Annotated in this window: 28 protein-coding genes; 3 read left to right on the forward strand and 25 right to left on the reverse strand. The window is 68.9% G+C overall.

Annotation, left to right across the window (positions count from 1 at the left end):
• The 14 genes from nusB to FSY98_RS16410 all read right to left on the reverse strand — a co-directional run bounded on the left by nusB (position 1) and on the right by FSY98_RS16410 (position 13,249).
• Positions 1–411, reverse strand: a complete 411-nt coding sequence (gene nusB, locus FSY98_RS16345; protein ID WP_144877667.1) for a transcription antitermination factor NusB — start codon at positions 409–411, stop codon at positions 1–3.
• 3 nt (positions 412–414) lie between these two features.
• Complete coding sequence (gene efp, locus FSY98_RS16350) at positions 415–975, reverse strand: elongation factor P (RefSeq protein WP_144877668.1); 561 nt, start codon at positions 973–975, stop codon at positions 415–417.
• A gap of 73 nt (positions 976–1,048) precedes the next feature.
• Positions 1,049–1,486 (reverse strand): type II 3-dehydroquinate dehydratase, encoded by a 438-nt coding sequence (gene aroQ, locus FSY98_RS16355; protein ID WP_144877669.1) that lies wholly within the window; start codon positions 1,484–1,486, stop codon positions 1,049–1,051.
• Positions 1,483–2,571 carry a 3-dehydroquinate synthase gene (gene aroB / locus FSY98_RS16360; protein WP_144877670.1) on the reverse strand — a complete coding sequence of 363 codons (1,089 nt, stop codon included), beginning with the start codon at positions 2,569–2,571 and terminating at the stop codon, positions 1,483–1,485. Before aroB ends, aroQ begins: the two co-directional genes overlap by 4 nt.
• Positions 2,568–3,086, reverse strand: a complete 519-nt coding sequence (locus tag FSY98_RS16365; RefSeq protein ID WP_144877671.1) for a shikimate kinase — start codon at positions 3,084–3,086, stop codon at positions 2,568–2,570. Before FSY98_RS16365 ends, aroB begins: the two co-directional genes overlap by 4 nt.
• On the reverse strand, positions 3,070–4,299 hold the full coding sequence (aroC, locus tag FSY98_RS16370; RefSeq protein ID WP_144877672.1) for a chorismate synthase: 1,230 nt from the start codon (positions 4,297–4,299) through the stop codon (positions 3,070–3,072). Before aroC ends, FSY98_RS16365 begins: the two co-directional genes overlap by 17 nt.
• Before the next feature lie 48 nt (positions 4,300–4,347).
• On the reverse strand, positions 4,348–5,166 hold the full coding sequence (locus FSY98_RS16375; RefSeq protein ID WP_260857549.1) for a shikimate dehydrogenase: 819 nt from the start codon (positions 5,164–5,166) through the stop codon (positions 4,348–4,350).
• Between the two features lie 5 nt (positions 5,167–5,171).
• Positions 5,172–6,689, reverse strand: a complete 1,518-nt coding sequence (mltG, locus tag FSY98_RS16380) for an endolytic transglycosylase MltG (RefSeq protein ID WP_144877673.1) — start codon at positions 6,687–6,689, stop codon at positions 5,172–5,174.
• 2 nt (positions 6,690–6,691) lie between these two features.
• Positions 6,692–7,165, reverse strand: a complete 474-nt coding sequence (gene ruvX, locus FSY98_RS16385) for a Holliday junction resolvase RuvX (protein ID WP_144877674.1) — start codon at positions 7,163–7,165, stop codon at positions 6,692–6,694.
• The gene (gene alaS, locus FSY98_RS16390) at positions 7,162–9,822 is read right to left on the reverse strand and encodes an alanine--tRNA ligase (RefSeq protein WP_144877675.1); all 2,661 of its coding nucleotides are present in this window, start codon (positions 9,820–9,822) and stop codon (positions 7,162–7,164) included. The genes ruvX and alaS overlap by 4 nt, the downstream gene beginning before the upstream one ends.
• Before the next feature lie 73 nt (positions 9,823–9,895).
• Positions 9,896–10,084 carry a hypothetical protein gene (locus FSY98_RS16395; protein ID WP_144877676.1) on the reverse strand — a complete coding sequence of 63 codons (189 nt, stop codon included), beginning with the start codon at positions 10,082–10,084 and terminating at the stop codon, positions 9,896–9,898.
• 106 nt (positions 10,085–10,190) lie between these two features.
• The gene (gene rpsD / locus FSY98_RS16400) at positions 10,191–10,820 is read right to left on the reverse strand and encodes a 30S ribosomal protein S4 (RefSeq protein ID WP_096716119.1); all 630 of its coding nucleotides are present in this window, start codon (positions 10,818–10,820) and stop codon (positions 10,191–10,193) included.
• Positions 10,821–10,980: 160 nt separating this feature from the next.
• Positions 10,981–12,303, reverse strand: coding sequence for a replication-associated recombination protein A (locus tag FSY98_RS16405; RefSeq protein WP_144877787.1), 1,323 nt, complete (start codon positions 12,301–12,303; stop codon positions 10,981–10,983).
• An 82-nt stretch (positions 12,304–12,385) separates the two neighbouring features.
• Complete coding sequence (locus FSY98_RS16410) at positions 12,386–13,249, reverse strand: CAP domain-containing protein (RefSeq protein ID WP_144877677.1); 864 nt, start codon at positions 13,247–13,249, stop codon at positions 12,386–12,388.
• A gap of 191 nt (positions 13,250–13,440) precedes the next feature.
• On the opposite strand from FSY98_RS16410, the gene FSY98_RS16415 reads away from it, so the two are divergent.
• The 3 genes from FSY98_RS16415 to FSY98_RS16425 all read left to right on the forward strand — a co-directional run bounded on the left by FSY98_RS16415 (position 13,441) and on the right by FSY98_RS16425 (position 15,806).
• Positions 13,441–13,746 (forward strand): hypothetical protein, encoded by a 306-nt coding sequence (locus tag FSY98_RS16415; protein ID WP_144877678.1) that lies wholly within the window; start codon positions 13,441–13,443, stop codon positions 13,744–13,746.
• 91 nt (positions 13,747–13,837) lie between these two features.
• Positions 13,838–15,193: a DUF349 domain-containing protein gene (locus FSY98_RS16420; RefSeq protein WP_260857550.1), complete on the forward strand. Its 1,356-nt coding sequence runs from the start codon at positions 13,838–13,840 to the stop codon at positions 15,191–15,193.
• Positions 15,194–15,254: 61 nt separating this feature from the next.
• The gene (locus FSY98_RS16425; protein ID WP_144877679.1) at positions 15,255–15,806 is read left to right on the forward strand and encodes a hypothetical protein; all 552 of its coding nucleotides are present in this window, start codon (positions 15,255–15,257) and stop codon (positions 15,804–15,806) included.
• Here the strand turns inward: FSY98_RS16425 and FSY98_RS16430 are convergent.
• The 11 genes from FSY98_RS16430 to pdxS all read right to left on the reverse strand — a co-directional run bounded on the left by FSY98_RS16430 (position 15,793) and on the right by pdxS (position 26,642).
• Positions 15,793–18,042, reverse strand: a complete 2,250-nt coding sequence (locus tag FSY98_RS16430; protein ID WP_144877680.1) for a bifunctional (p)ppGpp synthetase/guanosine-3',5'-bis(diphosphate) 3'-pyrophosphohydrolase — start codon at positions 18,040–18,042, stop codon at positions 15,793–15,795. The two genes, FSY98_RS16425 and FSY98_RS16430, sit on opposite strands and share 14 nt — an antisense overlap.
• A gap of 68 nt (positions 18,043–18,110) precedes the next feature.
• Positions 18,111–19,100 (reverse strand): protein translocase subunit SecF, encoded by a 990-nt coding sequence (gene secF / locus FSY98_RS16435; protein WP_144877681.1) that lies wholly within the window; start codon positions 19,098–19,100, stop codon positions 18,111–18,113.
• A complete protein-coding gene (secD, locus tag FSY98_RS16440) occupies positions 19,100–20,830 on the reverse strand; it encodes a protein translocase subunit SecD (protein WP_144877682.1) in 1,731 nt (576 codons plus the stop codon). Before secD ends, secF begins: the two co-directional genes overlap by 1 nt.
• Before the next feature lie 52 nt (positions 20,831–20,882).
• Positions 20,883–21,299 carry a preprotein translocase subunit YajC gene (gene yajC, locus FSY98_RS16445; RefSeq protein ID WP_313955887.1) on the reverse strand — a complete coding sequence of 139 codons (417 nt, stop codon included), beginning with the start codon at positions 21,297–21,299 and terminating at the stop codon, positions 20,883–20,885.
• Positions 21,300–21,372: 73 nt separating this feature from the next.
• Positions 21,373–22,398 (reverse strand): Holliday junction branch migration DNA helicase RuvB, encoded by a 1,026-nt coding sequence (gene ruvB / locus FSY98_RS16450; RefSeq protein WP_144877683.1) that lies wholly within the window; start codon positions 22,396–22,398, stop codon positions 21,373–21,375.
• Entirely contained in the window at positions 22,391–22,996 is a 606-nt protein-coding gene (gene ruvA, locus FSY98_RS16455; RefSeq protein WP_144877684.1) for a Holliday junction branch migration protein RuvA, read from the reverse strand. The genes ruvB and ruvA overlap by 8 nt, the downstream gene beginning before the upstream one ends.
• Positions 22,997–23,005: 9 nt before the next feature.
• Positions 23,006–23,587: a crossover junction endodeoxyribonuclease RuvC gene (gene ruvC / locus FSY98_RS16460; RefSeq protein ID WP_144877685.1), complete on the reverse strand. Its 582-nt coding sequence runs from the start codon at positions 23,585–23,587 to the stop codon at positions 23,006–23,008.
• A 45-nt stretch (positions 23,588–23,632) separates the two neighbouring features.
• Positions 23,633–24,394 carry a YebC/PmpR family DNA-binding transcriptional regulator gene (locus FSY98_RS16465; protein ID WP_144877686.1) on the reverse strand — a complete coding sequence of 254 codons (762 nt, stop codon included), beginning with the start codon at positions 24,392–24,394 and terminating at the stop codon, positions 23,633–23,635.
• Between the two features lie 133 nt (positions 24,395–24,527).
• Complete coding sequence (locus tag FSY98_RS16470) at positions 24,528–25,133, reverse strand: hypothetical protein (RefSeq protein WP_144877687.1); 606 nt, start codon at positions 25,131–25,133, stop codon at positions 24,528–24,530.
• A gap of 32 nt (positions 25,134–25,165) precedes the next feature.
• Positions 25,166–25,759 carry a pyridoxal 5'-phosphate synthase glutaminase subunit PdxT gene (gene pdxT / locus FSY98_RS16475; RefSeq protein ID WP_260857551.1) on the reverse strand — a complete coding sequence of 198 codons (594 nt, stop codon included), beginning with the start codon at positions 25,757–25,759 and terminating at the stop codon, positions 25,166–25,168.
• Complete coding sequence (gene pdxS, locus FSY98_RS16480; RefSeq protein WP_144877689.1) at positions 25,749–26,642, reverse strand: pyridoxal 5'-phosphate synthase lyase subunit PdxS; 894 nt, start codon at positions 26,640–26,642, stop codon at positions 25,749–25,751. The genes pdxT and pdxS overlap by 11 nt, the downstream gene beginning before the upstream one ends.
• Positions 26,643–26,699: the final 57 nt, after the last annotated feature.

A 26,699-nucleotide genomic window follows, 5' to 3' on the forward strand; every position in this document is an offset into this window, starting at 1 on the left:
TCAGGCCGCGCGGGCCACCCGGGCGAGCACGCCGTGCACGAACGCTCCCGAATCGTCGGTCGAGAACTCCTTGGCGAGCTCCACGGCCTCGTCGATGGCTACGGCGGTGGGTACCTGGTCGTTGAACAGGATCTCCCAGACGCCGATCCGAAGCAGCGCACGATCGACGGCCGGCATCCGCTCCAGCTTCCAGTCGCGGCTGTGGGTGGTGATGTGCTCGTCGATCTCGTCGCGGTGATCGATGATGCCGTCGACGACCTCGCGGGCATAGAGCCATGACGCCTCACGCGCAGGCTCGCTGGCAGCGCGCGAGGCTTCGGCGGCGAGCGTCACGGCAAGATCGTCGCCGCGGACGTCGGACGAGAACAGGATGTCGAGTGCGCGCTTGCGCGCCTTCGTACGGGCGCTCACGCCTTACTTCTCGCGGCCGAGGTAGTCACCGGTACGGGTGTCGACCTTGACCTTCGTGCCGGCCTCGACGAAGAGCGGGACCTGGATCTCGTAGCCGGTCTCGAGCGTGGCCGGCTTGGTGCCCGCCGACGAGCGGTCGCCCTGCAGGCCCGGCTCCGTGTACGTGATCTCGAGGATCACCGAGGCAGGCAGGTCGAGGTAGAGCGGGTTGCCGTTGTTGAGCGCGATCGTGACCTGCTGGTTCTCGAGCAGGAAGTTCTTCGCGTCGCCGACCGTGGCCGAGCCGACCGTGATCTGGTCGAAGTCGGTCTGGTCCATGAAGACGTAGCCGTCGCCGTCGGTGTACAGGTACGTGTAGTCGCGGCGGTCGACGTTCTCGATCTCGATCTTCGCGCCGGCGTTGTACGTGCGGTCGACGACCTTTCCGGACACGACGTTCTTGAGCTTGGTGCGCACGAAGGCACCGCCCTTGCCCGGCTTCACGTGCTGGAACTCGATGACGCTCCAGAGCTGTCCATCGATGCTGAGGACGACGCCGTTCTTGATGTCTGCGGTAGATGCCATGCGCGGGAGTTCCGTTTCGTGAGTCCATGGGGCCGCTCACACCCGAGGAGACCGGGGCGGCCGACAGTCGATTCTACGGGATGAGCGCGGCGAGCTGTCGCACGGCGGTCTCGTAGCCCGACACCCCTTCCCCGATGACGCGCACGGCGGCCACGTCGTGGAGGTACGAGTGGTGACGGAACTCCTCCCTGGCGTACACGTCGGAGATGTGCACCTCGGCGAACGGGAGCGCCACGCCCGTGAGCGCGTCGCGCAGCGACACCGAGGTATGGGTGAGCCCGCCGGGGTTGATGACGATCGCTTCGCAGTCGTCCCGTGCGGCGTGGATCGCGTCGATCAGCACGCCCTCATGGTTGCTCTGGATCGAGCGGACATCGAAACCGTGGGCGGATGCCGCGTCCCGCGTGAGCGCGACGACGTCGGCGAGCGTCGCCGTGCCGTACACCTCGGGTTCCCGCGTGCCGAGCAGGTTCAGGTTCGGACCGTTGACCAGAAGGATGCGCCGGGTCACGCGCCGACCTCCTGATAGGCGGCGAACAGGAGCGACTCGTCCGGCGCCTGCAGCACGGTCGGCTTGGCGATGTCATCGAGCAGGATGAAGCGCAGCATCCCGCCCCGGCTCTTCTTGTCGCGCTGCATCGTCGCGAGCAGCTGCGACCAGGCGCCCGCGCGATAGGAGGTCGGGAGGCCCAGGGATTCGAGGACCGAGCGGTGGCGTTCGGCTGCCGCGTCGGACAGGCGACCGGCGAGGCGCGACAACTCGGCGGCGTACAGCATCCCGACCGAGATCGCCGCACCGTGACGCCAGCGGTAGCGCTCGGCGTGCTCGATCGCGTGGCCGAGCGTGTGGCCGTAGTTGAGGATCTCGCGCTGACCGGCCTCGCGGAAGTCGTCGGAGACGACCTGCGCCTTCATCCCGATCGCCAGCTCCACCGCGCGTCGGAACTCCTCGGTGGTGGTGTCGACGGCGCGCTGCGGGTCGGCCTCGACGATGTCCAGGATCTCCGGAGCCCAGATGAACCCGGCCTTCACCACCTCGGCGAATCCGGCGGTGGCTTCGTTGGGGCTCAGGCTCCCGAGCTCGTCGAGGTCTCCGATCACGGCACGCGGCGCCCAGAACGCTCCGACGAGGTTCTTGCCCTCGGCGGTGTTGATGCCGGTCTTTCCGCCGACCGACGCGTCGACCAGACCGAGCACGGTCGTCGGGACCTGCACGACCTGTACGCCGCGCAGCCAGGTGGCGGCGACGAATCCGGCCAGATCGGTCACCGCTCCACCGCCGTACCCGATCACGGCGTCGGTGCGTGTGAAGTCGGCCTGACCCATCACCTGCCAGCAGAACGCCGCGACCTCGATGCGCTTGCCCTGCTCGGCATCCGGCACCTCGGCGAGCAGCACCTCGCGCTGGCCGTTCGCGGTGTCGGCGAGCAGACGGTCGCGAAGGTCAGCCGCCCTTGCGGCGAGTGTCGGCGGGTGCACCACCAGCACCTTGCGCACGCCGGGCTCCAGAGCCTCCGACACCCGGTCGAGGATGCCGCGTCCGATCGCGATGTCGTACGGGGTCTCCCCCGTCACGCTGATGGTCGTCGTGCTCATTCCAGTCCTCTCCTCCACGCGGCGATCTCCTCCGCGATCCGCTGCATCGGTCGACGCGACGTGTCGAACGTCGCGGATGCCACTTCCTCGTACCAGCCCCGTCGTTCCTCGAAGATGCGCGACCATGCGCTCACGGGGTCTTCTCCCGCGAGCAGGGGGCGCCCTCCCCCGCCGAGCCGGTGCGCCACCGCCTCCGGCGACACCATCAGGAAGACCACCGGATGCTCCCGCAACAGCTCGCGCGTGTCGGCATCCGTGACAGCCCCGCCGCCGAGCGACACGACGCCGCCCTCGGCGAGGGCCGTCGCGACCGCGTCGCGTTCCACCTCGCGGAAACGGGACTCGCCGAACTGGGCGAAGATCTCCGGGATCGGACCGTGCGCACTCACGACGCGCTTGTCGGTGTCGACGAAGGGCACGCCCAGTATGCGCGCCGCCCGACGACCCACGCTGGTCTTGCCGGCGGCCATGGGGCCGACCAGCACCAGCGTCAGCGGATCAGCCTCGCTCGTCATGCGCGATGAGCGCCGCCTCGGATGCCGGAGACGTTCGGAGCTCAGAGGGGATGGCGGCGAGGTAGGACGCGAGGTTGCGACGGGTCTCGCCGACGCTGTCACCACCGAACTTCTCGAGCACGGCGCGGGCGATCTCGACCGCGACCATCGCCTCCGCGACGACCCCCGCGGCGGGGACCGCGCAGACGTCGGAACGCTGGTGGTGCGCCGTGGCGTCCTCTCCGGTGGCGACGTCGATCGTCCGCAGGGCGTGCGGCACGGTGGCGATCGGCTTCATGCCGGCGCGCACGCGCAGGACGGTGCCCGTCGACATGCCTCCCTCCGTACCGCCGGCGCGGTCGGAGCCACGGGTGATCCCGTCGCCGGTCGCGAACAGTTCGTCATGGGCGGCGGAACCGCGACGGCGGGTGGTCTCGAAGCCGTCCCCGACCTCGACCCCCTTTATCGCCTGGATGCTCATGAGCGCCTGCGCGAGGCGGGCGTCGAGGCGGCGGTCCCAGTGCACGTGCGACCCGAGCCCCGGCGGCAGACCGTAGGCGAGCACCTCGACGATGCCGCCGAGGGTGTCGCCGTCCTTCTTCGCGTCGTCGACCTCGGCGACCATGCGCTCCGAGGTGGCGGCGTCGAAGCAGCGGAGCGGGTCGGCGTCCAGTGCGTCGACGTCGTCCGGAGTGGGCAGGGCCGCGTCCTCGGGAACCCGCACCGGGCCGATCGACAGCGTGTGGCTGACGAGGCGGATGCCGAGCTCGCCGAGGAACGACCGGGCGATGGCGCCCAGCGCCACCCGGGCAGCCGTCTCACGCGCGCTGGCGCGCTCGAGGATCGGCCGCGCCTCGTCGAAGTCGTACTTCTGCATCCCCACCAGGTCGGCGTGACCCGGTCGCGGACGCGTGAGAGGGGCGCTGCGGCCGCGCGACCTGTCGGTGAGCTCGACCGGCTCGGGGTTCATGACCTCGATCCACTTCGGCCACTCCGTGTTGCCGATGCGCAGAGCGATCGGGCTGCCGAGGGTCTTGCCGTGCCGCACGCCGCCGGAGATGGAGAGGTCGTCCTGCTCGAACTTCATCCGCGAGCCGCGGCCATAGCCGAGTTTGCGTCGAGCGAGGTCGGCCTGGATGGCTTCGGACGACACCGGAACGCCGGAAGGGAGTCCCTCCATGACAGCAATGAGTTCTGGGCCGTGCGATTCGCCGGCCGTGAGCACGCGGAGCATTGCTCTAGTCTCCCATGCGCCGCGGCTCCGCTCGTGCCTCGTGTCGTCCTACGGCTCGATGACGGCGCGCATGGCGGAGACGACGGCGTCCTCGCCGGGTAGACGGGCGTCCTGGTCACCGTGGTGGAAGATGCGGATCTGTCGGACGGCCTGATGCAGCAGCATCCCCAGTCCGGAGATCGAGCGCTCTGGCCACTGTTCGGCGAGCGACGACGGCCACGGAGCGTAGGCGACGTCGAACAGCGCGCCGCCGTTCTGACTCAGCCGCTCCGCGGCGCGCCCGTCGAGCACCGTGCCACTGGGCAGGGTGGCGATGGAGAGGTCCACCGTCTCGACCGGCGCGTCGAACGTCTGCACCGATGCGATGAGACCGAGGCGCACAGCGAGCGCGAGCAGTCCCTCCGCGCGCTGCGGCCGACGTGCACGGAGATCGACTCGTCGCGCGCCCAGCTCTGCGACGGCGACGAGGGCTGATGCCGCGGTCGCGCCGGCGCCCAGGATGCGGACGGCATCCGCGTCGGCGATGCCCGCCTCGTCGAGCGCGTCGACGATGCCGCCCACGTCGGTGTTGAAGCCCCGCGGGCCCTCGTCCGTCAGGAGCAGGGTGTTCACCGCGCCCGTGAGCTCGGCGTGACGGTCACGCTCCACGGCTGCGCGGTGCGCTTGCTCCTTCAGCGGCATGGTCAATGACAGGCCTCGCCAGGATCCGTCGAGCGAGGCCAGGGCATCGCCGAACGCGACTCCGTCGACTCGGCGCCTGGTGTACTCCCAGTCGAGGCCCAGGGTGCGATAGGCCGCGGCGTGCAGCTGCGGAGACCGCGAGTGTGCGATCGGGTCGCCCCAGACCGCCAGCCTCGTCCTGGGCATCCCGCTCAGCATCCCCCATCGGGGTTCGCCTGGCACCACTGCTCCCACTTCTCGACACCCTGCAGATGCTCCTCGTAGGTCTCCGAGAACTGCGTCTCGCCCGTCGCGAGGTTGATGGTGACGAAGTAAAGCCAGGGCCCGTCCGCCGGGTTCATCGCCGCTTTGATGGCCGCGTCGCTCGGGCTGGCGATGGGTGTCACCGGGAGACCGACGTTGACGTAGGTGTTCCAGGGGTTGGGGTCTTCCAGCGCCTCCGCGGAGCTCGACACCACGCCCTCGTGCAGCGAGCCGTAGCCGTACTGTGCGGTCGAGTCCATCTGCAGCTTCATGTCGATGTCGAGGCGGTTCTCGATGACCCGGGCGACCTTCGCGAAATCGGCCGTCGCGCCCTCGCGCTGGATGATGGAGGCGATGGTGAGGACCCGCTGCGCGTCCTCCGCAGGCACACCGGCGGCATCGAGCGACTCGCGGGTGCGGTCGACCATGCGCTGGATCACCTGCTGCGGCGTGATGCCCGGATCGAAGGTGTACACCGCGGGGAAGAGCCACCCTTCGAGGCTCTGGGCGTCCACACCGTAGGCGGCCGGTCCGAGGTCGATCGCCGCCTGGAAGTCCTCCACCGGCATCCCGAGGGATTCGGCGATGGTGGGCAGCGACGACTCGATGGTGCCGCCCTCCGACACGCTCGCGGAGTTCTCCATCTTGTTCGCCGGATCCTGCAGCGCGGCGAGAGCCGCCTCAGCCGTCATCTTCTCCTGCAGGCGGTAGATGCCCGGGTAGAAGGTGACGGCGACGTTCTCGTCGACGAGATAGTCGTAGAAGACGGTCTCGGTCCGGGTGACGCCCGCCTCGAAGAGCGCCGTGGAGACGGGACTCCCTGTGTCGCCGTCCTTGATCGTGACGAGCACCTCGCCGGAGGCCTGTCCGGCATCCCAGTCGGCGGGCTCGCCCCAGCCGAGCGCGTCGCTGATCTTGTCGCCGTAGGTGTTCCAGGCCCAGACGCCACCCGCCACGATGCCGCCGATCACGGCGAGCACGATGACGAGCGCGACGAGGCAGCCGGTGCGGCGCTTCTTCTTCGGTGCGGCGGGCTTGTCGTGCTCGTGGGCGTCGTGGAACAGGTCGTCGAGGCTCCCTCCCCGCGCGACGGGCGCTGCCTCGGCGTCGGCCTCGACGTCGGTCTCGCGATGGCGCTCGGTGGCGGGAGCGTCGGACGACGTCGCCGGTGAGGCGGATGCCGCGGCGGCAACGGCGGAGTGCGCAGCCACCGGAACCGCACGGGTCGCTTCGGAATCGGGGACCGTCCGCGGGGCGCCGGTCTCGTGAGACCCCGCGACGCCGAGCTCGTCCCCCTGGCGCACACCGCGGGTGGCCGCCTCGCGCGCCGCACGGCGCGAACCGGGCGCCGGCGGCGTGTTGTCCACCGTCGGGCTCTGTCGCGACGGATCGGGAAGGTTCTCGAACAGGTCGCCCAGGCGGGCGTCCGGATCGTGCTGAGGGGAAGCACTCTCGCGTTCGGGCATCGTCAGGGGGACTCCTCGTCGAGCGGAATCGTGGCGCCGGGCGGGTTTCCGGTGCTCTTCTCCGTGTCTATGGCCTGCTGCAGCAAGACTACGGCGGCGACCTGATCCACAATGCTACGAGAGTTCTTCTGAGTTCTTCCCGAAGATCTCAACGCGGCGTGTGCGGTGACGGTGCTCAAGCGCTCGTCCACCAGGCGGATCGGAACGGTCAACCGACTCGCCAGCTGGGCGGCGAACTCGCGGGAGTCCGTCGTCGACGCCGTGTCGGCCCCCTGCAGGTTGACGGGGAGCCCGACCACGACCTCGATCGGCTCGTGCTCCGCGGCGATGGCCTCGATGCGGGCGATCGACGCGTCGTCGCGCTTCACCGTCTCGACGGGCACGGCGAGCATGCCGTCGGGATCGCACCGGGCGACTCCGATCCGCGCACGACCGACGTCGATCCCGATCCGCACTCCGCGACGGAAGCCCGTCACGCTGTCTGCAGCTCCTGCGAGACGGCCTCGAGTGCGGCGCCGAGCGCCGCGGCGTCGGTTCCTCCGCCCTGCGCGACGTCATCGCGCCCGCCGCCGCCGCCTCCGAGCACCGATGCGGCGCGCTTCGCGAGCAGGCCCGCCTTGGCGCCGGCCGTCCGCGCAGCGTCGTTCGTGGCGACGACGACCACGGGCCGGCCGTTGACCACCGCGCCCAGCGAGACCACCGCTGCATCGGATCCGAGGCGGTCGCGCACCCCGAGAACGATGTCGCGAAGATCGTCGGCGGACGCGAGGTCACCGAGCGATTGCGCGGCGACGCGGAAGGCACCGACGCGCGATGCGCCCTCCGCGATCGCGGGCACCTGACCGGCGCGCTCCTTCGCCTCGAACTGGGCGATACGCTTCTCGGCCGCCTTCAGACTCGACGACAGGTCGGCGACGCGCTCGATGAGCTGATCTCTCGGTGCCTTGAGAGACGCGGTGAGCTGCGAGACGAGAGCGCGCTCGGCCGCCAGCTCGCGGAAGGCGTCCTGGCCGACGAGCGCCTCGATCCGCCGGTTGGACGCGCCGACGGACGACTCCCCCACGAGGCTCACGAGACCGATCTCGGAACTGCTCGTGACGTGCGTACCGGCGCAGAGTTCGCGTGACCACGGTCCGCCGATGTCGACCATCCGCACCACGTCGCCGTACTTCTCGCCGAAGAGCGCCATGGCGCCCGCTTCCTTGGCCTCGTCGAGACTGACGATGCGCGTGGTGACCTCCAGCGCGTCATGGACGGCGCGATTGGTGATCTCCTCGATCTCAGTCTTGGTGTCCGCCGACAGCGCCTTCGACCAGGAGAAGTCGAAGCGCATGTAGCCCGCACGGTTCAGCGATCCGGCCTGCGTCGCCGTCGGACCGAGGGTGTCGCGCAGCGCGGCGTGCACGAGGTGCGTGGCCGAGTGCGCCTGTCGAGCGGCTCGACGGTTGGCCGCGTCGACCACGGTCGTCGCCGTGTCGTCCACGGCCACGGAGCCCCTGGTGACCTCCACCGTGTGGCTGATCAGCCCGGGGACCGGCTTCTGCACGTCGAGGACCTCGAGCTCGAAACCGGGTCCGACGATCACGCCCTTGTCGGCTACCTGGCCGCCCGACTCCGCATACAGCGTGGTCTCGGCGAGAACGACCTCGGCGATCTGCCCTTCGGATGCGCTGCGGACGACCTGGCCGTCGACGAGGATGCCGAGGACCCGCGAGTCGACCTCGAGCTCGGAGTATCCGTCGAATCCGGTCTCGCCGAGCGCTCGCAGATCGCGGTACACCGACACGTCGGCGAGCTGCCGCTTGCGGTTCCGCGCATCCGCCTTCGCGCGGTCCCGCTGCTCGGTCATCAGCGAATCGAAGGCCGCTCGGTCGACCTGGAGACCCGCCTCCTCGGCGACCTCGAGGGTGAGATCGATCGGGAAGCCGTAGGTGTCGTGGAGCAGGAACGCCTCGCGTCCGCTCAGCGCGCTGCCGCCGCCCTTCTTCGTCTCATCGAGCGCGAGATCGAGGATGGTCGAACCCTGCGCCAGAGTGCGTCGGAAGGTCTCCTCCTCGGCGAACGCGGCCGACGACAGCGTCGTCCAGTCGGACTCCAGCACCGGGTAGGCGGTCTTCATGGCGTCGCGCGAGGCGGCGAACAGCTCGGGGAAGGCCGGGGCGTCCACGCCGAGGAGGCGCATCGCGCGCACCGTGCGACGCATGAGACGACGCAGGATGTAGCCGCGGCCCTCGTTCGACGGGCGAACGCCGTCGGACAGCAGCATGAGCGATGAGCGCACGTGGTCGGCGACCACGCGGAAGCGGACGTCGTCTTCGTGCACGGCGCCGTAGCGCCTGCCGGAGAGCTCGACGGCGCGGTCGAGGACCGGACGTACCTGATCGGTCTCGTACATGTTCTCGACGCCCTGCTTGAGGAAGGCGACTCGCTCGAGCCCCATGCCGGTGTCGATGTTCTTCATCGGGAGTTCGCCGACGATGTCGAACTCCGTCTTGCCGCGGATGTTGTCGATGAAGTCCTGCATGAACACGAGGTTCCAGATCTCCAGGAACCGCGTGTCGTCGGCTGCGGGTCCGCCGTCCTTGCCGTACGCGGGTCCGCGGTCGAAGAAGATCTCGGAGTCCGGTCCGCCGGGGCCCGGCTGCCCCGTGTTCCAGTAGTTGTCCGCACGACCGAGCCGCTGGATGCGCTCAGGCTTCAGGCCGATGATGTCGCGCCAGATGGACTCGGCCTCGTCATCGGTCTCGTAGACGGTGACCCAGAGGTCCTTCTCGTCGAAACCGAGTCCTCCGTCCGACTCGGAACTCGTGAGCAGCTCCCACGCGTAGCGGATCGCGCCCTCTTTGAAGTAGTCGCCGAACGACCAGTTGCCGAGCATCTGGAAGAACGTGCCGTGACGAGCGGTGCGGCCGACCTCTTCGATGTCATTGGTGCGGATGCACTTCTGCACATCGGCGATGCGCGGGTGCGGAGCCGGGACGACGCCGGTGAGGTACGGGATCATCGGGACCATGCCGGCCACCGTGAACAGCAACGACGGATCGTCGCTGACCAGCGACGAGGACGGGACGATGAGGTGGTCGTTCTTCTCGAAGAAATCGAGATAGCGCTGCGCGATCTCCGCGGTGTTCATGGGTGTGGCGTGTGTCCTTGCGTACGGGATGGGGGATGCGTGTCGTCGAGACGCGCGTCGAGGCGAGGCCCGCTCAGTCGTCTGCGGGATCGGTGAGTCGTGCCTGCTGCTCGCGGTAGGCGTCGCCGATGATCCCGGTGAACTCGTTGATCCGGGCGTCGACCTCGGCGAGGATGTCATGGCCGCGGGGGTCCTTGTTCAGGAAATGCGCCGCGACGAAGCCGCCGATCACACCGATCAGGAACCACAGCACGTTCTTCATGTCGTCATCCTCGTGTCAGACCCGCGGGGGCGCGGTCTCTCCATCGTAAGCGGAAACGACGGAAGGCGCCGGGTGACCCCGACGCCTTCCGTTCGATCGTGATCGATCAGCGAGCTGCGTAGTACTCGACGACGAGCTGCACTTCACAGGTCACAGGGACCTCGGCGCGCTTCGGGCGACGGACCAGGCGAGCCTGGAGCTTGTCGAGCTCGACCTCGAGGTAGCCCGGAACGGGCGGCAGGACCTCGGCGTGACCGCCGGCGGCTGCGACCTGGAAGGGCTCGGTGCCCTCGCTCTTGGCCTTGACGTGGATGAGCTGACCCGGCTTCACGCGGAACGACGGGCGGTCGACGAGCTGGCCGTCGACGAGGATGTGACGGTGCACGACGAGCTGACGAGCCTGCGCGGTGGTGCGGGCGAAGCCCGAACGCAGCACGAGGGCGTCGAGACGCATCTCGAGGAGCTCGACGAGGTTCTCACCGGTCAGACCGTCCTGACGACGGGCCTCGTTGAAGGTGTTGCGCATCTGCTTCTCGCGGATGCCGTACTGCTCGCGAAGACGCTGCTTCTCACGCAGACGGACGGCGTAGTCGCTGTCTGCCTTGCGCTTGGTGCGGCCGTGCTCACCGGGAGCGTAGGGACGCTTCTCGAGGTAGCGGGCGGCCTTCGGGGTGAGGGCCACGCCGAGGGCGCGGCTGAGACGGACCTTGCGGCGGTCCTGGGACTTCGTGGTCACGAAGCTGTCCTTCCGATGACGCGGTCGCGGCTTTCGCGACTCGCGGACGTATCGCCGCGTTCTGCCTCGGAGCGCACGCCGGGGCGCTGTCGAGGTGGGGTGTGAACGAGGAGATGCCCGAAAACTCGGTTTCGAGCCGCTCGATCTTATCAGATCCGACTCAACGCCCGTCGAGGATCCGGCGGATGCGCTCGAGGCGGGCCGAGATGTCGCGCTCGGCACCGAGGTTCTTCGGCTCGTAGTAGCGACGGCCGCGCAGCTCGTCGGGCAGATACTGCTGCGGAAGGATGCCGAACTCGCTGTCGTGCGGGTACACATAGCCGCGTCCGTGACCCAGGCGCTTCGCACCCGGGTAGTGCGCGTCGCGCAGGTGCAGCGGCACCCGTCCGAAGCCTCCGGCGCGGATGTCGGCGATCGCGGCGTCGATGCCCGTGTAGGCGGCATTCGACTTCGCCGTCGTCGCGAGATACACGGTAGCCTCCGCCAGCGGGATCCGCCCCTCCGGCATCCCGATGAATGCCACGGCATCCGCCGCCGCGACGGCGATGGACAGCGCCTGCGGGTCGGCGAGACCGACGTCCTCCGAGGCCGAGATCACCAGTCTCCGGGCGATGAACCGCGGATCCTCCCCCGCCTCGATCATCCGGGCGAGGTAGTGGAGCGCGGCGTCGGGGTCGGAACCACGGATCGACTTGATGAAGGCGCTGATGACGTCGTAGTGCTCGTCGCCCTGACGGTCGTAGCGGAGCAGAGCCTTGTCGACGGCCTGCGCGACGTCGTCGGCGCTGACGGCCGGCGCGGCGGCACCCTTCGCCTCGTCCTCGCGGTCATCGTCATCGCCCTCGTCGCCGTCGGCGTGTGAGAGGGCCACCGCGGCAGCCGCCTCGAGACCGGTGAGGGCGCGACGCGCGTCGCCGGACGCGAGACGGACCAGGGCCGAGCGCGCGTCGTCGGCAAGCGAGACGGCGCCGTTCAGGCCGCGCGCATCCGACACGGCCCTGTCGACGAGCACACCGATGTCGTCGTCGGTGAGGGGCTGCAGGGTGAGCAGCAACGAGCGCGACAGTAGCGGGGAGATGACCGAGAACGACGGGTTCTCGGTGGTCGCCGCGATGAGGATCACCCAGCCGTTCTCGACGCCGGGCAGGAGGGCGTCCTGCTGGGCCTTCGTGAACCGATGGATCTCGTCGAGGAAGAGGATGGTGGTCTGGCCGTACAGGTCGCGCTGCGTGATCGCCTCCTGCATGACCTCGCGCACGTCTTTCACACCCGCCGTGATCGCGGACAGTTCGACGAATCGACGGCCCGATGACCGCGCGATCGCCTGCGCCAAAGTCGTCTTGCCGGTGCCGGGGGGACCCCACAGGATGATCGACACCGCGCCCGGCGAGGACGCCGCCGGATCAGCCAGGGCCACGATGGGCGACCCCGCCCGGAGAAGATGCCTCTGACCAGCGACCTCGTCGAGCGAGACGGGGCGCATGCGCACCGCGAGGGGCGTAGCCCCGGAGAGCAGCGCGGAGGGATTCACCTTCCCAGGCTACCCGGGGCCGCCGACACGGGTATCACTTGAAGAGTTCGGCGAACTCCAGCTGCAGCGACCGTCCCGTGGTGCCGATGGAGATCTGGGCGCCCGCCTTCGTCGACACCACCCGCCCCTGCCAGCCGATGTTCGACACGTGTCCCCGACCCGAGACGATGTTGTTCGGGCTCCAGATGCGCAATGCCTCCATGCGGAGCGAGCGACCGGTCGTGCCGACCACCGCCTCGGTTCCCGAGCCGGTCGTGCACACCGGCGTCATCCAGCCCACGTTCTGCACATGAGCCTGCAGGCAGATCGTCCTGCCGGCCTGCTGCTGTCGAACAGCGATGGCCTCCAGCCCCAGCCCCTGGCCGGTCGTACCGCCTCCGGCGATCCAGCCCTTGTTCGCCACATGCGACCTCACCGTGAAGTCCTTCGGCACGACGGTCGGGGTGGGTGCGGTGACGGGGTACTTCGCGAACACCTGAGTCGCGTAGCCGTCGACGTATCCGATGCCGATCGTCGTGAAGTCGCCGAGGATGTTGGCGCGGTGCCCCGGGGAGTTCATCCACCCCTTCACCACCGCGGCCGGGGCGTATCCGGATGCGACGTTCTCCCCTGCGCGGCTCCACCCCGCGGGTATCTGCGACGAGTACTGCGGGTTGTGGTACATCCGACGTTCGCGCGCCTGCGTCGCCGACCAGTTCCGGGCCACCGTCGTCATCGACCCGTCGAGGATCAGCGGCGGGAGCCCGTTCGCGGCCCGCGCCGCGTTCGTGTCCTGCAGGATGCGAGCCACGTCGTTGTTGGGCGGAGCGATCTCGGCGGCCCGGGCCGGAGCGACGACGCCCGCGGCGATCATGATGCTGACGGCGAGAGCCGCGAGGATATGGCGCGTCCACTTCATGGTGGCTCCTGTCGGACCGGGGGCAGGCGATGCGCCTCAAGGTATCCGGTTTGCTCGGAAATGGCGATATTCCGATCAACGTCATCCGCGGAGTCAGGCGCGGGCCGCCGGGCTGTGTCTCGGTCCACTCCGTACGACGACGATAGGCTCTGAGTCGACGTCGCCCCTGCGCGTCGGAGAGGGAGCATGGCATGGCCGCACGCGGGTCCAGGAACTCACAGCGCGCACGGACCGAGGCGGAACGAGCGAGACTCCACCACGCCCGCCGCGAGTGGCACGCCGGTCAGATCGCCCGCCGAGGGCGCGACAACGTCATCGCCGTGATCGTGGGCGTGCTCATCGTCGCCGGCGCCGTGGTCAGCCAGGTGGTGCACGCCCAGGTCACCGCGCCGGAGCCGACCCCGACCCCCACTCCGAGCGTGGAGCCGAGCGATGAACTGCCGCCGAGCGAGACGCCGGCGCCCGAGCCGCTCCCGACCGATACTCCGAGCGAGTGAGCTCGGACGACCACACGGTCCGACCCACCTCGTACTAGGCTGAGGCTCGTCCTTTCCGCCTCCCGCGGTACGACCGCGCAAGGAGAATCACGTGTCTGCCAACGAGCCCGCGAAGCCGACTCCCCCCGTTCCCGCTCCCCCGGCGAAGCCCATGCCGCGGAAGCTCCCCACGCCCGCAGCCGTCGCGCCGGCCTCCGCCGCGACCCCGACGCCGTCGACCGATGCCGCCGAGTGGGGCCGGGTCGCTGACGACGGCACGGTCGAGGTGCGCGAAGGCGAGACATGGCGGGTCGTCGGTCAGTACCCAGACGGCACTCCCGACGAGGCGCTCGCCTATTTCGCTCGTAAGTACGACGACATCGCGTTCAAGGTCGTCGCCCTCGAACAGCGCCATCAGGCCGGCGGCGCCGCGGCGTCCGACCTCGTGAAGCAGGCCGCCCATCTCATCGAGGAGGCGACGGACGCTGCGGCCGTCGGCGACCTCGCAGGTCTGCGCGATCGCCTGAACGCGTTGACATCGTCTCTCTCCGAGGCCACCGCGCAGGAGGCGCAGCAGGCGAAGGAGCTCGTCGAGCAGGCCGTCGCCGAGCGCACTGCGCTGGTCGAACGCGCGGAGGCCATCGCGGCACGCGACCTCTCGAAGGTGCAGTGGAAGCAGGTCACCGCCGACCTGAACGAGCTCTTCGAGACCTGGCAGGCGCAGCAGCAGAACGGCCCTCGCCTGTCGAAGGGCATCTCGCAGCAGCTGTGGAAGCGTTTCCGCGACGCCCGCTCGACCGTCGACAAGGCACGCCGCGCGTTCTACTCCGAGCTCGACGACTCGCACAAGACCGCGCGCGACGCGAAGACACGGCTCGTCGAGCGTGCCGAAGCCCTCGCGCCGCGCGGAGTGGACGGCATCCCCTCGTATCGCAGTCTTCTCGACGAGTGGAAGAACGCCGGACGTGCCGGACGCAAGGCCGACGACGCACTGTGGGCGCGTTTCAAGGCTGCAGGCGATGCGCTCTATGCCGCGCGTGCCGAGCAGGCGGCCGCCGAGGAGGCGGACTCCGCTCCCAAGATCGAGGCACGCCAGGCCCTCCTCGAAGAGGCCAAGGCCGTGGCCGACGAACGCGACATCAAGCGGGCTCGGGCCCTGCTGACCCGCATCCAGCGCCAGTGGGACGAGGTCGGGCGCGTCTTCCCGCGCGACAAGGAGCGAGCTCTCGACGACCGCCTGCGCGTAGTCGAGCAGGCGCTCAAGGCGCGCGAGGACGTGGACTGGAAGAAGAACAACCCCGAGACGAAGGCCCGAGCCAACGACATGAGCTCGCAGCTCCTCGAGGCGATCGAGAAGCTCGAGTCGGAGTTGGCGGCGGCCGAGAAGTCCGGCGACAAGCGGGCGGTCAAGGCCGCTTCCGAGGCGCTGGAGGCACGTCGCACCTGGCTCAGCGCCCTGGGCGGCTGATCTCTCCACAGACTGACCCCGACGAACGGATGAGCGGGATGCGGTGCGCCACACTGGCGTGATGCATCCCGCTCTCCTGTATCTGCCGGGCGGCCGGCTCACTCTCTCCGAACTGTCCGCCGCCCGCCTCGACGGGCATCTGGTGGAGCTCGGCGAGGGCTACGTCCCCGCGGATCTCGTGGACTCGCCGTCGGCGCGAGCCGCGGCCATCGCCGAGCTCGTCCCGACGAACACGGCGGCATCCGGCCCCACCGCCGCGTGGGTGCACGGCGCCGGTGCGACTCCCCCAGCACGTCACCACATCAGGCGGGCCGTCACGCGGCGCCTTCGTCTCGACGTGCCCCCGCGGGTCGTCCTGCACGACACCGCCCTGCCGGATGATCACGTGGTGAGCCTGGGAGGCATCCTCGTCATGACGCCGTTGCGGACAATGGTCGATCTGGCGCTCGTCCTGCATCGTGAGCCTCTGCGATTGCCATGGATCGAGCTCCTCGCAGACACCGACCCTGCATTGCTCGTCGAAGCGGTGGCGACGATCGACCGCATGCGACGCGTGCCAGGCGCCAGAGCCGGACGGGCGGCCCTGCAGAGAGCGATGCTCAGGACGAGGTGACGCGGTACACGTCGTACACCGCATCGATGCGCCGGACCGCGTTGAGGACGCGGTCGAGGTGCACCGCGTCACCCATCTCGAACACGAACCGACTGAGAGCGAGGCGCTCGTCCGTCGTGCTCACGGTCGCAGACAGGATGTTCACGTGGTGCTCGCTGAGAACGCGGGTGACGTCCGACAGCAGTCCCGATCGATCGAGCGCCTCGACCTGGATCTGCACGCGGAAGACGCTCTTCGTCGTCGGAGCCCAGGAGACTTCGACGAAACGGTCCTCCTCGCTCGACAGCGCCTTCACGTTCACGCAGTCGGAGCGGTGCACCGAGACGCCGCTCCCGCGCGTCACGAAGCCCACGATGTCATCACCCGGCACCGGGGTGCAGCACTTCGCCACCTTCACCAGGATGTCGGATGCGCCCCGGACCAGCACTCCGGAGTCCCCCGCGCGCGGCTCTCGCGAGGGCATCGAGCCGGGAAGATCGATCGGCCCGGTCGCCGGGTCGTCGGTCGCGACGAGTGCGGTGACCTTCTCGAGGACGGACTGCGTCGAGACGTGTCCTTCGCCGACGGCGGCATAGAGACCGGAGACGTCTTCGTAGTGGAGCTGATGCGCGACCTCTGCGAAGGAGTCCTGGTTCATCAGGCGCTGCAGCGGCAGGTTCTGACGGCGCATCGCCCGTGCGATGGACTCCTTCCCCTGCTCGATCGCCTCTTCGCGGCGCTCCTTCGTGAACCAGCCACGGATCTTGTTCCGGGCACGAGTGCTCTTGACGAAGCCGAGCCAGTCCTGGCTCGGACCCGCGTCGGGGTTCTTCGACGTGAACACCTCGACGACATCGCCGCTCTTCAGCTCGGACTCGAGGGGCACGAGGCGACCGTTGACCTTCGAGCCCATCGTGCGATGGCCGATCTCGGTGTGCACCGCGTACGCGAAGTCGACCGGAGTGGCACCGGCGGGGAGCCCGACCACGCGCCCCTTGGGGGTGAAGACGTAGACCTCCTTCGCGCCGATCTCGAAGCGCAAGGAGTCGAGGAACTCGCCCGGGTCGGCCGTCTCGGCCTGCCAGTCGGAGATGTGCGCCAGCCAGGCCATGTCGCGGTCGGCAGCACGGACCTCCGCCTTGCCGCCGTTCATCCGCTCCTTGTACATCCAGTGCGCCGCGACGCCGTACTCGGCCTGCTGGTGCATCTCGTGCGTGCGGATCTGGATCTCGACAGTGCGGCCGGCCGGACCGATCACCGTCGTGTGGAGAGACTGGTACAGGTTGAACTTCGGCGTCGCGATGTAGTCCTTGAAGCGACCGGGAAGCGGCGTCCACCGCGCATGGATCGCGCCGAGGACGGCGTAGCAGTCGCGCACGGATGCCACGAGGACGCGGATCCCGATGAGGTCGTAGATGTCGTCGAACTCACGACCACGGACGACCATCTTCTGGTACACCGAGTAGAGCTGCTTGGGTCGCCCGACGACCTTGCCGCGGATGCGGAGATCGCGCAGATCCTCGTCGATCTCCTCGACGACCTGACCGAGGTACTTCTCGCGCTGCGGCGTGCGCTGAGCGATCAGGTTGTGGATCTCGTTGTAGATCTTCGGATGCAGGACGGCGAACGACAGATCCTCGAGCTCGGACTTGATGGCCTGGATGCCGAGTCGGTTCGCGAGCGGCGCGTAGATCTCGAGCGTTTCCTTGGCCTTCTTCGCCGCCTTCTCGGGGGGAACGAAACCCCAGGTCCGGGCGTTGTGCAGCCGGTCTGCGAGCTTGATCAGCAGTACGCGGATGTCCTTCGACATCGCGACGATCATCTTGCGGACGGTCTCGGCCTGAGCGCTCTCGCCGTACTTGACCTTGTCGAGCTTCGTGACGCCGTCCACGAGCATCGCGACTTCGTCGCCGAACTCGGCGGTGAGGTCGGTGAGCGCGTAGCCGGTGTCCTCGACGGTGTCGTGGAGCAGTGCAGCGGCGATGGCCCGCGGGCCGAGGCCCATCTCGCCGAGGATCTGGGCGACGGCGAGCGGATGGGTGATGTACGGCTCGCCGCTCTGGCGCTTCTGCCCCTCGTGCTTCTCCTTGGCGACCGCGTACGCCCGCTCGATCACCGCGAGGTCGCCCTTGGGGTGATTCGCTCGGACGGTACGGATCAGGTTGTCGAGGTCGTTGACGCGGGGCGCACGGGAGAAGATACGGGGAACCAGTCGCCTCAGGCTCGATCCCTGCGACGTCGTCTGCGGTTCCGCCATCCGCTCACCTCCCCAATCTCACCAGTTTACGCGTGCTCAGCGGGGTGCGGCCCCGCCGAGCGGGACGATCAGACCTCGACGGCCGCGCGTTCGCGCGACTCGCGCACTCGCGCGTCGCGCGCCTTGATCTGCGGCTCGTTCTCGCGGAACAGCGAGTACAGCGGCGCCGCGACGAACAGCGTCGAATAGGTCGCGACCAGGATGCCGACGAAGATCGACAGCGAGATGTCGGTGAGCGTCTCTGCGCCGAGCCAGAACGACCCGATGAAGAGGATCGCCCCCACGGGCAGCGCAGCGACGACCGACGTGTTGATCGAGCGGACGAGCGTCTGGTTCACGGCGAGGTTGACCGATTCGCCGAACAGCCTCGAGGACTTCTCGCCGTCCTCCGTCGTGTTCTCACGGATCTTGTCGAAGACGACCGTCGTGTCGTACAGCGAGTACGCGAGGATGGTCAGGAATCCGATGACTGCGGCCGGCGAGATCTCGAAGCCCGCCAGCGCGTAGACGCCGACGGTGATCACGAGCACGTCGAGCAGACCGAGGATGGCGGCGGCGGACATCTTCCACGTGCGGAAGTAGATGGCGAGGATGAGGAACGTCAGCGCCAGGAAGATCGCCAGGCCCCACAGCGACTGCTTGGTGACGTTCTCACCCCAGGCCGGTCCGATGAAGGAAGAGGTGACGGCATCGGCGTCGACCTTGTACGACTCGGCGAGAGCCGCGGAAACCTGCTGGGTCTCCGCCGCGCTCATCTGATCGGTCTGGACGCGGATGTCGGATCCGTTGACGACGACCACCTTGGTGGCCGCCTCGGGGACGACGGTCTGCACGGCATCCGTCGCGGTTTGCTGGTCGGTCGTGTCGGGGGCCTGCACCGTGAACTGCGAGCCGCCGGTGAACTCGATCGAGAACTGGATCGGACGGATCAGGGGCACGAGGGCGGACCCCACAACGAGGGCGATCGCGATGATGAACCAGAGGCGGCGCCTGCCGACGAACGGGAAGGACGTCTTACCCGTGTAGAGGTTGTTTCCGAACTCGTTCATGGAAGCCATCACGCGTCCCCCTCACTTCCGCTGCTGGTGCGTTTCTCACCGGCGAGTGCCTCGGCGCGCTTGCGCTCTGCGATGGTCTGACGGCGCTCGGCCTCTCCCCGCGAACGGGCGTTCTTCGCGGTGCGGCCCGTCGAGGTGGTCGCGACCTCGCGGAACTGCGACCGGCTGCGGTACACGGCTCCGAGGGACTCGGGGTCGAGCCCCGACAGCCTGTGTCCGCCACCGAAGAACTTCGTGCGGGCGAGGATCTGCATCACCGGGTGCGTGAAGATCACGAAGATCAACACGTCGATGACGGTCGTGAGACCGAGAGTGAAGGCGAAGCCCTTCACGGTGGCGTCGGCGAGGATGTAGAGCACCACGGCGGCGAGGATGTTGATCGACTTCGAGATGTAGATCGTGCGCTTCGCTCGACCCCATCCGTCTTCGACGGCGGCGGTGATCGATTTGCCGTCTCGCAGCTCGTCTCGGATGCGCTCGAAGTACACGATGAACGAGTCGGCCGTGAATCCGATCGAGACGATCAATCCGGCGACGCCCGCGAGCGAGAGCCGGAAGCCGAGGCGCCAGGCGAGGATGCAGATGACGACGTAGGTCAGCACCGCCATCACCGCGATCGAGGCGATGATCACCGTGCCGAGTGCGCGGTAGGAGAACAGCGAGTAGAGGGCGACGAGCGCGAGGCCGATGAGTCCGGCGATCAGACCGATCTGCAGCTGCTGCGTGCCGAGCGTGGCCGACACGGTGTCGGAGCTCTGCACCTCGAAGCTGAGCGGCAGGGCGCCGAACTTGAGCTGATCGGCGAGAGTGGTCGCGGTCTCCTGCGTGAAGCTCCCCGAGATGCTGGGGCGACCGTCGAGGATCTGACCGTTCATGACCGGCGCACTGATGACGGAGCCGTCGAGCACGAACGCGAACTGGTCGCGCGGCGAGAGGTTCGCGATGCGGTTCTGGTTCAGACGCGTGCTCACCTTGCCGAAGGCGTCGGTTCCGTCGGCGTTCATCGTCAGCTGCACGATCCACGCGCCCGAGCGCGGGTCGCGTCCGGCCGCGGCATCGGTGATCGCCTGACCGGTGAGCTCGGTCGGGCCGAGGATGTACTTGGCCTGACCGGTCGGGTCGCAGGCGATCAGCGGCTGATCGGCCGGCTCGCGGGACGGATCGTTCTCAGGATTGGTGCAGTCGTACGCCTGGAACTCCGCCGCCAGCTTCTCGCTCACCCAGGACAGGTCGCTCGGGTCAGTCGGCTCGGCGGTCGGGGTGTCGCTGAGGGAGTCGTCGGGCGTGGGGTACGGCGTCTCGTTGCCGTCCTCTCCGATGAACGTGTTGGTCCCGGCGGTGGTGGCGAGCACCGGGCGGAACTGCAGCTGCGCGCTCGACTGGATGCGCTCACGGGTCTGCTCGTCGGCCGCACCGGGGATCTGCACCACGATGTTGCGGCCGCCCTCGGTCGTGATGTCGGCCTCGGCGACGCCCGACGCGTCGACACGCTGGCGGATGATCGCGGCGGCCTGGTCGAGCTGCTCGGACGACGGCGCTGCACCGTCTTCGGTCTCGGCGCTGAGGATGATCTGCGTGCCGCCCTGCAGATCGAGGGCGAGCTCAGGTGCCCACGAGCTCTTCTGGAAGCCGTAGACGCCGATCGCATTGATGCCGAACAGGACGCCCGTCACCAGGAGGAGTCCGAGGAGGACCCGCCAGGCGTGACGGACCGGGGAGGAAGTGGCCACGTGTGATCAGCTTTCTGAGATGCCGGAGTGCCGAGTGCTGCGCAGAGCGGTCTTACTTGTCGTCGGCGTCCCGCTCGAGACGACGGCGCGTCTCCTCGGGGGTCTCGACGGCCGAAGTCTCCTCGATGACCGGGGTCTCCTCGACGACGACGGGAGCCTCGTCGCCCACGACGTCCACGCCGTCGGTGAGGTCCTTGGGCTCGACGATGCGGAGGATCGCCTGGCTGTGCACCTCGATGACGGTGCCGGGGGCGATCTCGACGAGCGCGGGCGAGTCGAGGTCGTCGTGGTCGTACGCCACGATCGTGCCGTAGATGCCACCCTGCAGGAGCACCTTCACGCCGGGAACCGTCTTGGTCGCCTTCTCCTCCTGCTCCGCCTTCATCTGCTTCTGACGGCGACGGCCGTTGACGAACATGAAGACGACGAGGACGGCGAGGAGGCCGAAGAGGAGGATTTCCATGGGCATGAGGGCAAGCGCCTTTCTCAGGTGCACGCACCAGCCATGGGCGCACAGTTCTATCGGGGGAAGTCTTCAGCGATTATAGGTCATCGAGGCGAAGCACCCCGTCGGGGTGTGCGACGCCCAGATGCGCGTACGCCTCCGGCATCGCGACGCGGCCGCGCGGGGTGCGGCCGAGGAAGCCGATCCGCACGAGATACGGCTCGACGACGCTCTCGACCGTCTCCCCCTCCTCGCCGACGGCGACCGCGAGCGTACTCAGCCCCACCGGGCCTCCGCGGAAACGACGGACGAGCGCCTCGAGCACGGCGCGGTCGAGCCGGTCGAGGCCGATCGGATCGACGTCGTACAGCTCGAGCGCGGCGCGGACGTCGTCGAGAGAGGCTGCTCCCCCGCCGTGCACCAGTGCATAGTCGCGCACCCGGCGCAGAAGCCGGTTCGCGATGCGAGGCGTACCGCGCGAGCGGCGGGCGATCTCTGCGAGCGAGTCGCCGGGGAGGTCGACGCCGAGGACGAGCGCCGACCGCGCGATCACCTGCTCCAGCTCGGCCTCGTCGTAGAACTCCAGGTGGCCGGTGAAGCCGAAGCGATCTCGTAGCGGGTTGGGGAGCAGGCCCGACCTGGTCGTCGCGCCCACGAGCGTGAACGGTGCCAGGTCGAGCGGGATGCTCGTAGCACCCGCGCCCTTGCCGACCATGATGTCGATGCGGAAGTCCTCCATGGCGAGGTAGAGCATCTCTTCGGCGGAGCGCGCCATGCGGTGGATCTCGTCGATGAAGAGGACCTCGCCGGGCACGAGGCTCGACAGGAGCGCCGCGAGATCGCCCGCATGCTGGATCGCCGGGCCGCTGGAGAGACGCAGCGGCCTCTCGCTCTCGTGCGCCACGATCATCGCCAGCGTGGTCTTGCCGAGCCCGGGAGGACCGGCGAGGAGGATGTGGTCGGGTGGCCGGTTCTGGATCCGGGCCGCGTCGAGCAGGAGCTGCAGCTGCCCTCTGACCTTCTGCTGCCCCACGAAGTCGCCGAGGCTGGTCGGCCGGAGCGCCCCCTCGATGGCGAGTTCGGTCTCGTCGACCGGCTCGGCGGCGTCGCGAGCGTCAGACACGCGCCGGCCCCAGCAGCGCGAGGGTGCGGCGCAGCAGCGGGGCGACCGCTGCGCGCTCGGCCTCCGAGGCCTCCTCGGCAGTCTGCGCCGCGGCCTCGGCGGCGACCTTCTCCGACCACCCGAGACCGACGAGCGCAGCGGTCACCTGGGCGACGACGTCCGACCCCGTGCCGGCCGCGGGCTTCGACACCGGACCGGTCGGCTGCACCTTACCCGCGAGCTGCACGACGATCAGTTTGGCCGTCTTGGGACCGATGCCCGAGACCCGACGGAACGGTGCGTCGTCTTCTGCGGTCACGGCCTCGGCGATCTGATCCACCGTCAGGTGCGACAGCACCCCGAGCGCCGATTTGGGGCCGACGCCCGTCACGCTGATGAGCAGACCGAAGATCTCGAGTTCATCGCGCTGCGCGAACCCGTAGAGCGACAACGCGTCCTCGCGGACGATCAGACTCGTGTGCAGCTGCACACGCTCCCCCACGGTCGCCGTGTGCGCCACATCGGTCGGCACCGCCACCGAGAAGCCGACGCCCCCGACGTCGACGACGACGTGATCGGGTGACGCGTGCAGCACGGTTCCGTGCAGGGAGGAGATCATGCCCTCAGCCTAGACGCGCGATCGTACGTATGTTCGAGCGACACGCTCGGCGTCCGCCCAGGCCCGCTGCGCCGGCGTAAGGGCGTCGCCTCCGGGGGCGGATGCCGCGCCGCGGCGCCACGCGTGGCACAGGGCGATCGCGAGGGCGTCGGCGGCGTCGGCCGGCTGCGGCGGCTCGTCAAGGCGCAGGATGCGCGCGATCATCGCCTGCACCTGCTTCTTGTCGGCGGAGCCGTAGCCGGTCACTGCCGCCTTGACCTCGCTCGGCGTGTGCGTGGCGGCCGGGAGGCCGGCCTCGGCGGCGAGGAGCAGCGCGACGCCGCTCGCCTGCGCCGTCCCCATCACGGTGTGGGTGTTCTGCTGCGCGAAGACGCGCTCGACCGCCACGGCATCCGGCCGATGAGCCGCCAGCACCTCGCGGATGCCGGCGGCGACGGCTGCGAGACGCTCGCCGATCGGCGCATCCGGCGACGAGCGGATGACCCCTACGTGCACGAGCGTGCCGCGGCGCGCGCGGTCGACGTCGACGACTCCCACGCCGCAGCGGGTCAGGCCGGGGTCGATGCCGAGGACGCGGAGTGAGGAGGTCACTCCCCCAGGCTATGTCTCGCGGCCGCGGACCCGGATCCGGCGCGCCTACTCCTCGTCGTTCTCGAGCTCGGCCTGCACCTCGGCGGTGAGGTCGAAGTTCGTGAAGACGTTCTGCACGTCTTCACTGTCTTCGAGGGCGTCGATGAGGCGGAACACCTTGCGCGCGGTGTCGGCGTCGATCTCGACCTTGAGGGTGGGGACGAACTCCACGTCCGCCGACTCGTAGTCGATCCCGGCGTCCTGCAGGGCCGAGCGCACGGTGACGAGGTCGGTCGCCTCGGTGACGATCTCGAAGCCCTCGGCGTGCGGTTCGATCTCTTCGGCACCGGCCTCCAGCGCCGCCATCATGACGTCATCCTCGGTCGTCCCTTCCGAGTTCACGACGATGACGCCCTTGCGGCTGAAGTTGTACGCGACGCTGCCGGGGTCGGCGAGCGTGCCGCCGTTGCGGCTGAGCGCCGTGCGGACCTCTGCGGCCGCGCGGTTCTTGTTGTCCGTCAGACACTCGATCATGAGCGCCACGCCGTTCGGTCCGTAGCCTTCGTACATGATCGAGGTGTACTCGACGGCTTCGCCGCCGATACCCGCACCGCGCTTCACCGCGCGGTCGATGTTGTCCTTCGGGACGGAGGTCTTCTTCGCCTTCTGCACGGCGTCGAACAGGGTGGGGTTACCCGCCAGATCGGCGCCGCCCAGCTTGGCGGCGACCTCGATGTTCTTGATGAGCTTCGCCCACGACTTCGCACGACGCGCGTCGATGACGGCCTTCTTGTGCTTGGTCGTGGCCCACTTGGAATGCCCGGACATAAGTCTCCGCTCGTCGTATCCGCCCGGGTGCCTGCCCAGGGCGTCGTCCAGTCTATCGAAAGGCGCCGCAGCCCGTTCGGACACCGACGCGGGGCGGTCGCGGCTGCCGAGATCGAGGGACCGCTGACGGCGGTCAGTCGCGCGGATCGCGTCCGGCGAGCATCACCGGGATCGCCCCGACCTGCAGCATCACCCGCGCGCGGTCGCTCAGCGCGACCCGAACGTGCTCCGCGATGAAGCCCTGCTCCTGCTCCCCCGGCTCGCCCTGCGCGCTCTCGCCGACCGCGGCATTCGCCTGCTGCACGAGGGTCATCATCATCGGGGCGTACTGGCGCAGGCGGTCGGCCTCGCGCTCGTCGCCGACCGCTTCGGCCGTCTGCCGCTCGCCCTTGGTCTGCGCGTCCGCGGCGTAGACGTGCGCCGCGCCGAACGCTGCCTGATCCCGCGGCGGGGCGGCGGGATCGTGGGTCTCGTAGTAGCGCTCCACCTCGGCGGTGAGCCACGGTACGAGGGGCAGGAGCGCGTGCTGCTCGCCCGCGTCGAGCTCCCGGCCGTCGAGGGTGACGCCGAAGGCGCGACCGACGGCATCCATCCATCCCGCCAGCGCTGCCGTGCGCGCCTCGTCCGGAGCCTCGCCCGCGATCATCGCCTTCGACCGATCGAACACGAAGAGCCGCTGGAGGTTCATGTGCATGGTGTTGAGGGCGATCATCTGCCATTCACGCGCGGAGGAGGTCATCCGACGAGCCTAACGACCGGCGGACCTCGGCCTCAGCGCGCCAGGACGGTGTCGAGGAATCGCTCGTGGAACCGTGTCTCCCCGGTGATCTCCGGGTGGAAGCTGAGTCCGAGCAGCGAATCCTGTTCGACCGCGACGACGCGGCCGTCGTCGAGAGAGGCGAGTACGGATGCCGCGGGCCCGACGCTCTCGACGACCGGGCCCCGGATGAATGCGGCGCGCACCGGCCCGCCCGGGAGTGCCGGCACCGCGAGCTCCGCCTCGAAGGACTCGACCTGGCGTCCGAACGCGTTGCGGCGCACCGTCACGTCGAGACCGCCGAACGACTCCTGCCCCGGGATCGCGTCCACGAGCCGGTCGGCGAGCATGATGAGCCCAGCGCACGTGCCCAGGACCGGCATGCCGTCGCGGATCGCGTCTCGGATCGGCGCCTGCATGCCGAAGAGGCGCGACAGCTTGTCGATGACGGTGGACTCGCCACCAGGTATCACCAGACCGTCGACCCCCGCCAGCTCTCCGGGACGGCGCACGAGAGAGACCTCGGCGCCGAGTCCGTCGAGCAAAGCGGCGTGCTCGCGCACATCGCCCTGGAGTGCCAGGACTCCGACGCGAGGGTTACCAGCCACGCTCGGCGAGACGATGCGGCGCAGGGAGGTCGGAGACGTTGATGCCGACCATGGCCTCCCCGAGACCCCGCGACACCTCGGCGATGACCTTCGCATCGTCGTAGAAGGTCGTGGCCTTGACGATCGCCTTGGCGCGCTCGGCCGGGTTCCCCGACTTGAAGATGCCCGACCCCACGAACACGCCGTCGGCGCCGAGCTGCATCATCATCGCGGCATCCGCCGGCGTCGCGACGCCACCGGCGACGAAGAGCACGACGGGGAGGGCGCCCGTCTCGGCGATCTCGGCCACGAGCTCGTACGGCGCCTGGAGCTCCTTCGCTGCGACGAACAGCTCGTCCTTGGGCAGCGCCGTCAGCGCGGCGATCTCGCCGCGGATCTTCCGGATGTGCTTCATCGCCTCCGACACGTCACCGGTGCCGGCCTCGCCCTTCGAGCGGATCATCGCCGCGCCCTCGTTGATGCGACGCAGCGCCTCCCCGAGGTTGGTCGCACCGCACACGAACGGCACCGTGAAGCCGAACTTGTCGATGTGGTTCACGTAGTCGGCCGGCGACAGCACCTCGGACTCGTCGATGTAGTCGACGCCGAGCTCCTGCAGCACCTGCGCCTCGACGAAGTGACCGATACGCGCCTTCGCCATGACCGGGATCGAGACGGCGTCGATGATGCTGTCGATCATGTCCGGGTCGCTCATGCGCGAGACGCCGCCCTGCGCGCGGATGTCGGCGGGGACGCGCTCGAGCGCCATGACGGCGACGGCTCCGGCGTCCTCCGCGATCTTCGCCTGCTCGGCCGTGACGACGTCCATGATGACGCCGCCCTTGAGCATCTCGGCGAGGCCGCGCTTGACGCGCGAGGATCCGGTTGTGGTCTGTTCAGCCATGACTGACTCCTGTCGGGATTTGATCTAGGCCAAACGATAGCACTGTCCGGAACGACC

The sequence above is a fragment of the Microbacterium sp. 1.5R genome (genome assembly GCF_007667425.1).
Taxonomy (GTDB): Bacteria; Actinomycetota; Actinomycetes; order Actinomycetales; family Microbacteriaceae; genus Microbacterium.

Bases quoted from the DNA above. Each gene is read 5' to 3' on its own strand.
- secF (WP_144877681.1), bottom strand. From the start codon at position 19,100: ATGGCTTCCATGAACGAGTTCGGAAACAACCTCTACACGGGTAAGACG.
- FSY98_RS16410 (WP_144877677.1), bottom strand. From the start codon at position 13,249: ATGAAGTGGACGCGCCATATCCTCGCGGCTCTCGCCGTCAGCATCATG.
- FSY98_RS16375 (WP_260857549.1), bottom strand. From the start codon at position 5,166: ATGCCCAGGACGAGGCTGGCGGTCTGGGGCGACCCGATCGCACACTCG.
- aroC (WP_144877672.1), bottom strand. From the start codon at position 4,299: ATGCTCCGCGTGCTCACGGCCGGCGAATCGCACGGCCCAGAACTCATT.
- alaS (WP_144877675.1), bottom strand. From the start codon at position 9,822: ATGAACACCGCGGAGATCGCGCAGCGCTATCTCGATTTCTTCGAGAAG.
- FSY98_RS16395 (WP_144877676.1), bottom strand. From the start codon at position 10,084: ATGAAGAACGTGCTGTGGTTCCTGATCGGTGTGATCGGCGGCTTCGTC.
- FSY98_RS16430 (WP_144877680.1), bottom strand. From the start codon at position 18,042: ATGGCGGAACCGCAGACGACGTCGCAGGGATCGAGCCTGAGGCGACTG.
- FSY98_RS16470 (WP_144877687.1), bottom strand. From the start codon at position 25,133: ATGACCTCCTCCGCGCGTGAATGGCAGATGATCGCCCTCAACACCATG.
- mltG (WP_144877673.1), bottom strand. From the start codon at position 6,689: ATGCCCGAACGCGAGAGTGCTTCCCCTCAGCACGATCCGGACGCCCGC.
- ruvA (WP_144877684.1), bottom strand. From the start codon at position 22,996: ATGATCTCCTCCCTGCACGGAACCGTGCTGCACGCGTCACCCGATCAC.
- yajC (WP_313955887.1), bottom strand. From the start codon at position 21,299: ATGCCCATGGAAATCCTCCTCTTCGGCCTCCTCGCCGTCCTCGTCGTC.
- aroB (WP_144877670.1), bottom strand. From the start codon at position 2,571: ATGAGCACGACGACCATCAGCGTGACGGGGGAGACCCCGTACGACATC.
- FSY98_RS16365 (WP_144877671.1), bottom strand. From the start codon at position 3,086: ATGACGAGCGAGGCTGATCCGCTGACGCTGGTGCTGGTCGGCCCCATG.
- pdxS (WP_144877689.1), bottom strand. From the start codon at position 26,642: ATGGCTGAACAGACCACAACCGGATCCTCGCGCGTCAAGCGCGGCCTC.
- FSY98_RS16405 (WP_144877787.1), bottom strand. From the start codon at position 12,303: ATGCGCCCCGTCTCGCTCGACGAGGTCGCTGGTCAGAGGCATCTTCTC.
- FSY98_RS16415 (WP_144877678.1), top strand. From the start codon at position 13,441: ATGGCCGCACGCGGGTCCAGGAACTCACAGCGCGCACGGACCGAGGCG.
- FSY98_RS16465 (WP_144877686.1), bottom strand. From the start codon at position 24,394: ATGTCCGGGCATTCCAAGTGGGCCACGACCAAGCACAAGAAGGCCGTC.
- FSY98_RS16425 (WP_144877679.1), top strand. From the start codon at position 15,255: ATGCATCCCGCTCTCCTGTATCTGCCGGGCGGCCGGCTCACTCTCTCC.
- efp (WP_144877668.1), bottom strand. From the start codon at position 975: ATGGCATCTACCGCAGACATCAAGAACGGCGTCGTCCTCAGCATCGAT.